The 12,466-nt window shown below is 61.9% G+C and carries 10 protein-coding genes; 1 reads left to right on the top strand and 9 read right to left on the bottom strand.

The window, feature by feature from the left end; genetic code table 11:
• Nucleotides 1-195: 195 nt before the first annotated feature.
• The 9 genes from HNO86_RS14035 to leuC form a co-directional block, all read right to left on the bottom strand.
• Entirely contained in the window at nt 196-813 is a 618-nt protein-coding gene (locus HNO86_RS14035) for a phosphoribosylanthranilate isomerase (protein ID WP_175377541.1), read from the bottom strand.
• A 63-nt stretch (nt 814-876) separates the two neighbouring features.
• Nucleotides 877-1,701 carry a tRNA pseudouridine(38-40) synthase TruA gene (truA, locus tag HNO86_RS14040; protein WP_175377600.1) on the bottom strand — a complete coding sequence of 275 codons (825 nt, stop codon included), beginning with the start codon at nt 1,699-1,701 and terminating at the stop codon, nt 877-879.
• 268 nt (nt 1,702-1,969) lie between these two features.
• Nucleotides 1,970-4,693, bottom strand: a complete 2,724-nt coding sequence (locus tag HNO86_RS14045; RefSeq protein WP_175377542.1) for a FimV family protein — start codon at nt 4,691-4,693, stop codon at nt 1,970-1,972.
• A 111-nt stretch (nt 4,694-4,804) separates the two neighbouring features.
• Nucleotides 4,805-5,815 carry an aspartate-semialdehyde dehydrogenase gene (locus tag HNO86_RS14050; protein ID WP_175377543.1) on the bottom strand — a complete coding sequence of 337 codons (1,011 nt, stop codon included), beginning with the start codon at nt 5,813-5,815 and terminating at the stop codon, nt 4,805-4,807.
• A gap of 256 nt (nt 5,816-6,071) precedes the next feature.
• Entirely contained in the window at nt 6,072-7,184 is a 1,113-nt protein-coding gene (gene asd / locus HNO86_RS14055) for an aspartate-semialdehyde dehydrogenase (protein WP_175377544.1), read from the bottom strand.
• A 68-nt stretch (nt 7,185-7,252) separates the two neighbouring features.
• Nucleotides 7,253-8,335 carry a 3-isopropylmalate dehydrogenase gene (leuB, locus tag HNO86_RS14060; protein WP_175377545.1) on the bottom strand — a complete coding sequence of 361 codons (1,083 nt, stop codon included), beginning with the start codon at nt 8,333-8,335 and terminating at the stop codon, nt 7,253-7,255.
• Nucleotides 8,336-8,406: 71 nt separating this feature from the next.
• On the bottom strand, nt 8,407-9,174 hold the full coding sequence (locus HNO86_RS14065; protein ID WP_175377546.1) for a class I SAM-dependent methyltransferase: 768 nt from the start codon (nt 9,172-9,174) through the stop codon (nt 8,407-8,409).
• 153 nt (nt 9,175-9,327) lie between these two features.
• Nucleotides 9,328-9,972 carry a 3-isopropylmalate dehydratase small subunit gene (leuD, locus tag HNO86_RS14070; protein ID WP_175377547.1) on the bottom strand — a complete coding sequence of 215 codons (645 nt, stop codon included), beginning with the start codon at nt 9,970-9,972 and terminating at the stop codon, nt 9,328-9,330.
• 10 nt (nt 9,973-9,982) lie between these two features.
• Nucleotides 9,983-11,401 carry a 3-isopropylmalate dehydratase large subunit gene (gene leuC / locus HNO86_RS14075; protein WP_175377548.1) on the bottom strand — a complete coding sequence of 473 codons (1,419 nt, stop codon included), beginning with the start codon at nt 11,399-11,401 and terminating at the stop codon, nt 9,983-9,985.
• Nucleotides 11,402-11,548: 147 nt separating this feature from the next.
• Between leuC and HNO86_RS14080 the strand changes: the two genes are divergently transcribed.
• Nucleotides 11,549-12,439 (top strand): LysR family transcriptional regulator, encoded by an 891-nt coding sequence (locus HNO86_RS14080; RefSeq protein ID WP_175377549.1) that lies wholly within the window; start codon nt 11,549-11,551, stop codon nt 12,437-12,439.
• Nucleotides 12,440-12,466: the final 27 nt, after the last annotated feature.

Genomic DNA, 12,466 nt, shown 5'->3' on the forward strand with positions numbered 1-12,466 from the left:
TTTCTCCAGTACCGGCGGCTCGAACGCTCTTGGTTCGCAGCCCCGCGTATGCCCTTAGCTAAATTCATGTGTGCGGCGATGATCGATGGGTTGCCGGATCAGGGAACGTGACCTGCGTACAACCCAAAAAACTGTCAGCCATGCCTGCTTTGTGCAAGTGCTGTTATGGACGGCGGCAGACTGCCAGCCGTCACATCAACCATGTACCGCTTTGATGAATGCCCGAATCTTTTCGGGATCCTTGATGCCTTTGCTTGCCTCTACCCCGCCACTGACATCCACTGCGTAAGGCTTGACCCGCGCCACCGCCTCGGCGACGTTCTGCGCAGTCAGGCCACCGGCCAGGATGATCGGCTTGCTCAAGCCCTGAGGTATCAGAGACCAGTCGAACGCTTCGCCGGTTCCACCGGGAACGCCTTCGACATACGCATCGAGCAGGATCCCGCTGGCACTCGGGTAAGCCTCGCAGGCCGCGGCGATGTCATCACCGGCCTTGACCCGCACTGCCTTGATGTACGGACGATCCCAGCTTTCGCACTCTGCCTGGCTTTCATCACCGTGGAACTGCAACAGGTCCAGCGGTACGGCGTCGAGGATTTCCCCCAATTCACTCCGACTGGCGTTGACGAACAAACCCACGGTGGTGACGAACGGCGGCAACGCCTTGATGATCGCGCGCGCCTGCTGGAACGTCACAGCCCGTGGGCTCTTGGCGTAGAACACAAACCCGATTGCATCGGCCCCGGCTTCGACGGCCGCCAACGCATCTTCCATGCGGGTAATCCCGCAAATTTTGCTGCGAACGGCTGACATGTCGAGAAAACCTCACGGCAAATCCGAGAAAGTCCCGGATGGTAACAAAAGCGCTGGAGGGCGTCAGCCGTCAAGTTCGGAGAAACCGGTGAGGAAGTGCGGCCCGATAAAACGCTCGGGCAACTCGAACTCATCGCGGTACTCGACCTGCACCAGATACAGGCCGAATGGATGTGCCGTGACCCCGCCGGAACGACGGATACGGCTGTCCAGCACCTCTTTCATCCACGCCACCGGACGCTCGCCCGACCCGATGGTCATGAGTACACCAGCAATGTTACGCACCATGTGGTGCAGGAAGGCGCTGGCACGAATATCCAGCACGATCATCTTGCCGTGACGCGTGACACGCAGATGGTGCAGTTCCTTGATCGGCGACTTGGCCTGGCACTGGCCGGCGCGAAAGGCACTGAAATCATGGGTGCCCACCAGGTATTGCGCGGCCTCGGCCATGCGCTCGACGTCCAGCGGGCGGTGGTTCCAGGTGATTTCTTCGTTCAGGTGCGCCGGGCGGATCTGATCGTTGTAGATCACATAGCGGTAGCGCCGGGCGATGGCCTTGAAGCGGGCATGAAAATGCGCCGGCATGACCTTGGCCCAGCTGACGCTGACGTCGTGGGGCAAGTTGATGTTGGCGCCCATCACCCAGGCCTTCATCGAGCGTTCGACCTGGGTATCGAAGTGCACCACTTGTCCGCAGGCATGCACGCCGGCATCGGTACGCCCGGCGCACAAAAGCGACACCGGCGAGTCGGCGACTTTGGACAGGGCGTTTTCGAGGGTTTCCTGCACGGTGAGCACACCGGATGCCTGGCGCTGCCAGCCGCGGTAGCGCGAGCCCTTGTATTCAACGCCCAGCGCGATCCGGTAAAAGCCCTCGGCGGCCATTTCGGCTTCCGGGTTATCTATATTTGCCAAGGAGTGACAGCCTGCTGATGTACGCAAAGGCGGGCATTATAAGGCTGTGGGGCGGGGATGCCAGCGGTGGGTGGATCAAGATCAAAAGATCGCAGCCTTCGGCAGCTCCTGCAATTGGATTGCATTTCCCTGTAGGAGCCGCCAAAGGCTACGATCTTTTCCCAACAAACACCCCTTCCCTCCCGCACAAACAAAAACGGCAGCCTCACCGGCTGCCGTTTTGCTTGCATCAACCCACTCAAGCCAGACGCGAAAGCATTTCCTTGGCCTCACTCTTCTGACCCGCGTCACCCTCGTTCACCACTTCATTGAGGATGTCCCGGGCGCCGTCGTTGTCGCCCATGTCGATGTAGGCCTGGGCCAGATCGAGCTTGGTGGCGACTTCATCGGTGCCGGACAGGAAGTCGAACTCCGGTTCGTCGTTCACGGTCGCCAGGGCGTCGTCGACGGTAAAGGTCGGCTCGCTGATGCTCTGGGACAGGCGATCCAGCTCGGCGTTGACGTCGTCCAGCTCGGCGGCAAACGCGTCCGGTTCCGCTGGAGTCTCCATCTCGTCCGCCAGGGACAGGTCGAAATCGGCCGGCAGGTCCAGGTCATCCAGGGTCACTTCCGGAGCCGCCGAAGCAGCCGGGGCATCGACAGCAGGCAGGTCCTTGACGTCGTCATCCAGGCTCAGCAGGAAATCGTCTTCGGCCAGGATTGCCGGCGAAGGCTCGGCACCAAGGTCCATGTCCAGATCGAATTCCGACAGGTCGTCGAGATTTTCGCGGATTTCAGTCTGCTGCTGCAGGACCGAATCAAAGCTCAAATCGTCATCCAGCGGGAAATCTTCCAGTTCGTCCAACGTCGCCGCTTCCGGCTCCGGAGCGGGTGCAACGGCCTCGGGAGCAACGGCTTCCGAAACTTCAGGCTCCGCGGTAACCGGAGTGATGTTGTCCAGATCATCCAGGCTCAGATCGAAGGCGCTGTCGAAATCGTCATCGAGCGGTGCCGGCTCCTGCGGTTCTTGCTGTTCCTGCGGCGCTTCCGGCTCGTCCAGCAGCAGGTCCTTGACGTACTGCGCATCCAGCTCGGCAGCGGCGGCCGCAGCAGCGATACCACCGGCGGCGACCAGGGCCATGGCCGGGAAGCGGCTCTTCAGTTTTTCGACCTGGGCGTAGTTATCACCGTTGGCCACCAACTGACGCTCCTGGGTGACGAATGCGTCGCGGTCGCCCTGCTGTCCGTAAACCTCCATCAACTTCAGGCGCACGTCACTGCGCTGTGGCTCCAGCTTGACGCCCTCTTCCAGCAGCGCGGCGGCCTGGTTCAGACGACCGGCGTCGATGTGCGACTGAGCCTGGCCCAGTACATCGCTGGAACGTTCGGCGGCAGGTGCCACCAACGGTGCGGCGATAGGCGCAGTCATCACGACCGGGGCAACCACCGGCGCGGGTGCCGGCGCTGGAGCAGCTACTGGAGCCGGTGCGGTAGCGAGTTTCACGCTTGGCGGCGGCACTTCCAGGCCTTCGAAGCTGCTTTGCGGCAGATCGAGATCCGCGGAAAACGCCTGCTCTTCGGCCAGGGCACGGGCCATGCGCAGGTGTTTCTCGGCTTCCTGCTGGGCTTTGCGACGACGAGCCAGCAACAGCAACAACAGCGCCGCCACCACGACCCCGCCACCGGCCAGACCCAACAGCCACGGATTGGTCAGCAATTCGTTGAAAGACTGCTCGTCATTGGCGGCCGGTGTCGGTTCCACCGGTTGTTCGGCCGGAGCCGGTGCAGTCTCAGGCGCGGCCGCAGCTGGCGCCGGAGTTGCAGGCGCAGGCTCGGCAGGCGTTGTCGCAGGTGCGGCGGCCAGTTCAGCGGAGATCGCCGGGGCCGACGCCGCAGCAAGGGCTGGCGTGGCGGCCGGCGCACCCGCGGCGCCTTCGGCCTGCAACTTGGCCAATTGATTGTTCTTCAGCTCGATCAGGCGCTGCAGCTTGTCCAGCTGGCTTTGCAGATCGGCCATGCGGCTCTTCAGTTCCTCGTTGTCACGACGGGTCGTGTCGAGGCTTTCCTGAGTGACCGCCAGCTTGTTGCTCAAGGCCTTGGCATCGCCTGCCGGTCCCTTGCCACGGGCGCCGGCCTGGGCGGAAACCAGGCTGAGGTTATCCCGAGCGGCCTGGGTCGACGGCGCATCACCGCGGCCACGGTTGGTGGCGTCGAGTTGCTGCTGTCCCGTGCCCGGCTTGGCCACATAACGACGGCCCTGGCGCCACGCGGTGTTCTGCGCGGCCACTTCGGCGATCGCCTTGGGTTGCGGCAGGCTGGTGCTTTGCGTCTGATCCGGCAGGCGCAGGACCTGACCGGTTTTCATGCGGTTGATGTTGCCGTCGATGAACGCATCCGGGTTCAGCGCCTGGATGGCCAGCATGGTTTGCTGGATCGAACCGCCATTACGCGCCTTGGCCGCGATTTCCCACAGGGTATCGCGCGGCGTGGTGGTGTACTGGGTCGGTTTGGTCGCACCGGTGACCGGCGTGGTGCCGGTCTGAGGCGTCGGCTGCGCAGCCGCTTCAGCGGTCTGCGGGGAGAATTTGGACGGATCGAGCAGCACGCTGTAATCGCGCAGCAGACGACCGTTGGGCCACATCACCTGAACCAGGAACTTCACCATCGGTTCGGAGAGCGGTTTGCTGGAGGTGACACGCAGGACGCTTTTGCCACCGGGATTGAGCACCGGGGTGAACGTCAGGTCATTGAGAAACGCCTGGCGGTCGACGCCCGCCTTGGCGAAATCTTCAGGCGAAGCCAGGCTCGGCACCACTTCGGCAGCGGTGAGTTCCTTGACGTCGAGCAACTCGATCTCCGCCACCAGCGGCTGGTTCTGCGCAGACTTCAGGGTCAGTTCCCCGAGCCCGAGGGCATGCGCCATACCGGAGGACAGCGCCGAGGCGGCCGCTATTGCTAACACCAGTTTGCGAACTTGAACCATAGCTCATCCTTAGTTTGAACATTCCTCGGCCAGCGAGAAGGTATTGATTGCCGCTGCCGCAAGGCAGATGCGCCCCCCGGAACCATTCGAAAAATTGTTGCCAAGTATCTTTTACAGCCTGTCTTTTATCAATAATTCGGCCAGCTGCACAGCGTTGAGCGCAGCGCCTTTGCGTACGTTATCTGACGTCAGCCACAGGTTTAGTTCCGACAGGTCGTCGATACCATGACGCACCCGACCAACGTAGACCACATCCTGCCCTACCGCATCCCCGACAGGGGTCGGGTAATCGCCGGCTTCGACCAGTTCGATACCGGGTGCGTCTTCCAGCGCAGCGTTGACTTTCGCCAGGTCTATTTCGCCGGCCGATTGCAAAGTCACGCTAAAGCTATCGCCAAAAAACACCGGGGCTTGAATGCAAGTGACAGAAATCTTCAAGGAAGGCAGCGCCATGACCTGACGCAGCTCACGCACCAGGCGTTTTTCCAGCAGCGTGTGGCCTTGTTCGTCCGGCTTGCCGACCTCGGCCAGCAAGTTGAACGCCATCTGCCGATCGAAGAACTTCGGCTCCAGCGGACGCATGTTGAGCAGTTCGGCGGTCTGCCGCGCCAGTTCGGCCACGGCTTCACGGCCCTGGGTGGAGACGGCGAGGCTCGCGGTCAGGTGGATGCGTTGCAGGTCGAGCAAATCCAGCAACGGCGCGAGGACCACTGCCAGGGTGGTGGCCGACGGGCTGGGGCTGCTGAGCAGGAACGGCTTTTTCAGGCCGTCGAGCACCTGGACATTGGCTTCCGGCACCACCTGCGGCGCTTGATCGGCCGGCAAGGCGCCGGACAGGTCGATGACCGAGCAGCCAGCCGCCGTGGCGCGCGAGGCGAAACTCAGGGTCACCGCCGGACCGGCGGCGAAGAACACCAGCTGCACCTTGCTGAAATCGAACTCGTCGACTTCCCGCACCCGCACGTTCTTGCCGCGAAACAGCACCGAGCTGCCAGCCGATTCGCTGCTGGCCAGCAGGTGCAGGTTGCCGACGGGAAAGTCGCGCTCGTCGAGAATCTGTACCAGCGTTTCGCCGACAGTACCGGTGGCGCCGATCACGGCAATATCAAAGGACTGGGTCATGGTTCTACCTCTGGCGAAACGGGGGGAGCGGCACTTTACCGGGTGGGTGGGATGCAGGCAATTTCCGCCGGGGATTTGTGTTGATCATACCGGCCTCTTCGCGGGCAAGCTTCGCTCCTGCAGCACCCGAAAATCTTGTAGGAGCGAGGCTTGCCCGCGAAGAGGCCAGACCAGACAACCCGACAACCTCCGACTGCCAGGCATAAAAAAACCCGCACCTCTCTCAAGGCGCGGGCTCTTTCATGGCTTCAGTCGATCAACGCTCGAGCAGAATCCGCAGCATGCGACGCAGCGGTTCGGCCGCGCCCCACAGCAGCTGGTCGCCGACGGTGAAGGCGCCGAGGAACTGCGAACCCATGTTCAGCTTGCGCAGACGGCCAACCGGAATGTTCAGGGTGCCGGTGACCTTGTTCGGGCTCAGCTCCTGGATGCTGACATCGCGGTTGTTCGGCACCAGCTTGACCCAAGGGTTGTGCTGGCTGATCAGACCTTCGATATCGGCCATCGGCACGTCTTTGTTCAGCTTGATGGTCAGCGCCTGGCTGTGGCAGCGCATGGCGCCGATACGCACGCAGATGCCGTCCACCGGGATCGGGCTCTTGAAGCGACCGAGGATCTTGTTGGTCTCGGCCTGGGCTTTCCACTCTTCGCGGCTCTGGCCGTTCGGCAGTTCCTTGTCGATCCACGGGATCAGGCTGCCGGCCAGCGGTACGCCGAAGTTTTCGGTCGGGTACGCGTCGCTGCGCATGGTTTCGGCCACACGACGGTCGATGTCGAGGATCGCGCTGGCAGGATCGGCCAGTTGATCGGCGACGGACGCGTGGGTAGCACCCATCTGCTTGATCAGTTCACGCATGTTCTGCGCGCCGGCACCGGAGGCCGCCTGATAGGTCATGGCGCTCATCCACTCCACCAGACCGGCTTCGAACAGACCGCCCAGGCCCATCAGCATCAGGCTGACGGTGCAGTTGCCGCCGATGTAGTTCTTGGTACCGGCGTCCAGCTGCTGGTCGATGACCTTGCGGTTGACCGGATCCAGAACGATGACCGCGTCATCCTGCATGCGCAGGCTGGAAGCGGCGTCGATCCAGTAACCCTGCCAGCCGGCTTCGCGCAGCTTGGGGAACACTTCGCTGGTGTAGTCGCCACCCTGGCAGGTCAGAATCACGTCAAGGGTTTTCAGCTCTTCAATGCTGTAAGCGTCCTTGAGCGGAGCAATATCCTTGCCCACGGACGGGCCTTGGCCACCGACATTGGAAGTGGTGAAAAACACCGGCTCGATAAGATCGAAATCCTGCTCTTCCAGCATCCGCTGCATGAGCACGGAACCGACCATACCGCGCCAACCGATCAGACCTACACGTTTCATCGCAACTACACCTTCTTGAAAAGTGGGCCGCTGCTTTCGGGGGTGAAAATCGCAGCGGGCCCGAGAGATTACAGATTCCGCAGCGCGGCGACTACTGCGTCACCCATTTGCTGCGTACCGACTTTGGTACAACCGGTCGACCAGATGTCGCCCGTGCGCAAGCCCTGGTCCAGCACCAGGCTGACGGCTTGCTCGATGGCATCGGCCGCAGCCGACTGGCTGAAGCTGTAACGCAGCATCATCGACACCGACAAAATGGTCGCCAGCGGGTTGGCGATGCCCTGGCCTGCGATGTCCGGCGCGGAACCGTGGCAAGGCTCGTACATGCCCTTGTTGTGGGTGTCCAGGGACGCCGACGGCAGCATGCCGATGGAACCGGTGAGCATCGAGGCCTGGTCGGACAGGATGTCGCCGAACATGTTGTCGGTGACGATCACGTCGAACTGCTTCGGCGCGCGCACCAGTTGCATGGCGGCGTTGTCGACGTACATGTGGCTCAGTTCGACTTCCGGGTAGTCCTTGGCCACTTGCTCGACGATTTCACGCCACAGCTGGCTGGACGCCAGGACGTTGGCCTTGTCCACCGAGCACAGCTTCTTGTTGCGCACCATGGCCATGTCGAAACCGACACGGGCGATGCGACGGATTTCGCTTTCGCTGTACGGCAGGGTGTCGTAGGACTGGCGCTCGCCGTTTTCCAGGGTACGGGTGCCGCGCGGCGAACCGAAGTAGATACCGCCGGTCAGTTCGCGAACGATCAGGATGTCCAGGCCGGAGACGATTTCCGGCTTCAGGCTGGAAGCCTCGGCCAGTTGCGGGTACAGGATCGCCGGACGCAGGTTGCCGAACAGGCCCAGTTGCGCACGGATTTTCAGCAGACCGCGCTCAGGGCGGATGTCACGCTCGATGGTGTCCCATTTCGGGCCGCCAACGGCGCCCAGCAGCACGGCATCGGCAGCGCGGGCGCGCTCCAGGGTTTCATCGGCCAGCGGCACGCCGTGCTTGTCGATGGCGGCGCCACCGATCACGTCGTGGCTCAGCTCGAAGCCCAGGGCGAACTTGTCGTTGGCCACTTCCAGCACCTTGACCGCTTCGGCCATGATTTCCGGACCAATGCCGTCGCCTGGGAGAATCAGAATCTGCTTGCTCATGCTTTCCTCATGTCATCAGTCGGTGCGCCCGCAGGCGCGCCCGGAAAAATTCTATCGCTGGCTCTTGTCGCTTATCGCTCGGCCATCAGCACCAGTACATCGGTACTGAACGAACCATCGGCCTCAATCTCAAAATAATCGCGTACTTCGTTGCCCATTGACTGCTGCAATTCGCGGATCGCCGCGCGCATCACCTGCGGTGTGCGCATGCGCTCGACCCAGGAGTTGTACTCCAGGCGCAGGCGTTGACGGCTGGTGCTGCGGGTATGAAGCCCCGCTTCGCTGACCTGACGCAACCACTCGCCGGCGGAATAATCGCGCACGTGACTGGTGTCGCGCAGCACTTCGACGCTTTGCAGGTAAGTGTCGAACAGAGGGCTACCCGGTGACAACACGTCAATGAATGCCGCCACGCCGCCAGGCTTCAACACCCGGCGCACTTCCCGCAGGGCCAAACCGAGATCGCTCCAGTGATGGGCCGAATAACGGCTGAACACGAAGTCGAACTCGCCGTCGGCGAACGGCAGGCGCTCGGCCGCGCCATTGACCGTGGATACGTTGCCCAGGCCACGATCGACGGCCGCGGCGGCCACCACGTCGAGCATCTGCTGCGACAGGTCGTAGGCCACCACTTCCTTCACCAGCGAAGCCACCTGAAAACTCACGTGACCGGCGCCACAGCCCAGGTCCAGCACCCGGGCATCGCCCTTGCCTGCCACTTCAGCCTGTAGCAGAGCGAATTCGGTGCCTTGAGCGTGGACGGCGCTGCTCAGGTAGGCCGCGGCCTGTTCACCAAATTGCTTCTGGACTACCTGACTGTGCTGGGCGGTGCTGGTCATGGGGATTTCCTTTTGGGAGTGAATCTTGTGTTGTTCATTCGGGCCTCATCGCTGGCAAGCCAGCTCCCACAGTGATTTGAGTCGTTCACAAAACCTGTGGGAGCGGGCTTGCCCGCGATGGGGCCGACCCTGACTACATCAATTTCGGATCAATCACGCGTTGCGAAACAACCAAGGCTGGCTGGCCCGGTGCTTGGCCTCGAACGCCGCAATCGCATCACCGTCCTGCAGGGTCAGGCCGATGTCGTCCAGACCGTTCAACAGGCAATGCTTGCGGAAATCGTCGATCTCGAACGTCAGGACCTTGCCATCCGGACGGGTCACGGTCTGGGCCTGCAGATCGATCTGCAACTGATAGCCCGGGTCCGCCTCGACCTGCTTGAACAGCTCATCGACTTCCTCGTCGCTCAAGATGATCGGCAGCAAGCCGTTCTTGAAGCTGTTGTTGAAGAAGATGTCGGCGTAGCTCGGCGCGATGATGCTGCGGAAACCGTATTCTTCCAAAGCCCACGGCGCGTGCTCACGGCTGGAGCCGCAACCGAAGTTCTCACGGGCCAGCAATACGCTGGCGCCCTGATAACGCTCGGCATTGAGGACGAAGTCCTTGTTCAGCGGGCGCTTGGAGTTGTCCTGGTAAGGCTGGCCCACGTCCAGGTAACGCCATTCGTCGAACAGGTTCGGGCCGAAACCGGTGCGTTTGATCGACTTCAGGAACTGCTTCGGGATGATCTGGTCGGTGTCGACGTTGGCACGATCCAGAGGCGCGACAAGTCCAGTGTGCTGGGTAAAAGCTTTCATGCTGCGCTCCTTAGATCAATTCACGGACGTCGATGAAACGACCGTTTACCGCTGCCGCCGCGGCCATGGCCGGGCTCACCAGGTGGGTACGACCACCGGCGCCCTGACGGCCTTCGAAGTTACGGTTGGAGGTCGAGGCGCAATGCTCGCCGGACTCCAAACGGTCCGGGTTCATCGCCAGGCACATCGAGCAACCCGGCTCACGCCATTCAAAACCGGCTTCGAGGAAAATCTTGTCCAGACCTTCGGATTCCGCCTGAGCCTTCACCAGACCCGAGCCCGGCACCACGATGGCCTGCTTGATGGTCGAGGCCACTTTGCGGCCCTTGGCGATCACGGCAGCAGCGCGCAGGTCTTCGATCCGCGAGTTGGTGCAGGAACCGATGAATACGCGGTCCAGCTGGATGTCAGTGATCGCCTGATTGGCGCTCAAACCCATGTACTTCAAGGCGCGCTCGATGGAACCGCGCTTGACCAGGTCGGTTTCCCTGGCAGGGTCCGGCACGTTCTGGTCCACAGCCAACACCATCTCGGGCGAAGTGCCCCAGCTGACTTGCGGCTTGATCTGGGTCGCGTCGAGCTCGACCACGGTGTCGAACACCGCATCGGCGTCGGAAACCAGGTCTTTCCAGGCTTCAACCGCCAGATCCCACTCCGCACCTTTCGGCGCGAACGGACGGCCTTTCACGTATTCGACGGTTTTTTCGTCAGCCGCCACCAGACCTACGCGAGCGCCGGCCTCGATGGACATGTTGCAGATGGTCATGCGGCCTTCGACGGACAGGTCGCGAATCGCGCTGCCAGCGAACTCGATGGCATGGCCGTTACCACCGGCGGTGCCGATCTTGCCGATCACGGCCAGGACTATGTCCTTGGCAGTCACGCCGAACGGCAATTTGCCTTCGACGGAGACCAGCATGTTCTTCATTTTCTTGGCGACCAGGCACTGGGTGGCGAGCACGTGCTCGACCTCGGAAGTGCCGATACCGTGAGCCAGGGCACCGAATGCGCCGTGGGTCGAGGTGTGGGAGTCGCCGCAGACCACGGTCATGCCCGGCAAGGTCGCGCCCTGCTCCGGGCCGATCACATGGACGATGCCCTGGCGGACGTCGTTCATCTTGAACTCGACGATGCCGTATTCATCGCAGTTGTCGTCGAGGGTCTGGACCTGCAGGCGCGAGACCTGGTCGGCAATGGCTTCGATGCCGCCCTTGCGCTCCGGGGTGGTCGGTACGTTGTGGTCCGGGGTCGCGATGTTGGCATCGATGCGCCATGGGCGACGCCCGGCCAGACGCAGACCTTCGAAGGCTTGCGGCGAAGTCACTTCATGAATGATGTGACGATCGATGTAGATCAGAGCAGAGCCATCGTCGCGCTGCTTGACCAAATGCGAATCCCAGAGCTTGTCGTAGAGCGTTTTGCCGGCCATCAGACGGTTTCCTCATCAGCTTGTTTCTATGCCCTGGGTCTTGAGAAATTCAATAACCCTTTGGCTTGTGAGGCTGATCCTATGGGGTTAGATTAAATAACTCAAATTCATATTTTTTATGCTTTGGATAACCAACTGGAATGCGATATGGACCTGGCCAACCTCAATGCCTTTATTGCCATCGCCGAGACGGGAAGCTTCTCCGGCGCCGGTGAACGCCTGCACCTGACCCAACCGGCGATCAGCAAGCGCATCGCCGGGCTGGAGCAGCAATTGAAGGTGCGCCTGTTCGACAGGCTGGGCCGTGAAGTGGGCCTGACCGAGGCCGGCCGCGCCCTGCTGCCCCGGGCCTACCAGATCCTCAACGTCCTTGATGATACGCGCCGTGCGCTCACCAACCTCACCGGCGAGGTGACCGGTCGTCTGACCCTGGCCACCAGTCACCACATCGGCCTGCATCGGCTGCCTCCTTTATTAAGGGCGTTCACCCGCCGTTACCCCGATGTCGCCCTGGATATCCAGTTCCTCGATTCGGAAGTGGCCTACGAAGAGATCCTGCACGGCCGCGCAGAATTGGCGGTGATCACCCTGGCGCCGGAGCCTCACGCGCTGGTGGCGGCCACGCCGGTGTGGGACGACCCGCTGGATTTCGTGGTCGCCCCGGAGCATTCGCTGCTCAATAACGGCGCGATCAGCCTGTCGGACATCGCCGGGCATCCGGCGGTGTTTCCCGGCGGCAACACTTTTACCCACCACATCGTCCAGCGCCTGTTCGAGGCCCAGGGCCTGACGCCGAACATCGCCATGAGCACCAACTACCTGGAAACCATCAAGATGATGGTGTCCATCGGCCTGGCCTGGAGTGTCCTGCCGCGGACCATGCTCGACGATCAGGTGGCGCGCGTACCTTTGCCGGGCATACAGCTCTCGCGCCAGCTAGGCTATATCCTGCACACGGAACGGACGCTGTCGAACGCTGCACGGGCCTTCATGGCCTTGCTGGATGCTCAGATCGATCTGCCAGGGACTCAAGGCTAACTTGTGCTACTCCTATAGAGCCGCGAA

The organism is Pseudomonas sp. C1C7 (assembly GCF_013359595.1).
Taxonomy (GTDB): Bacteria; Pseudomonadota; Gammaproteobacteria; order Pseudomonadales; family Pseudomonadaceae; genus Aquipseudomonas.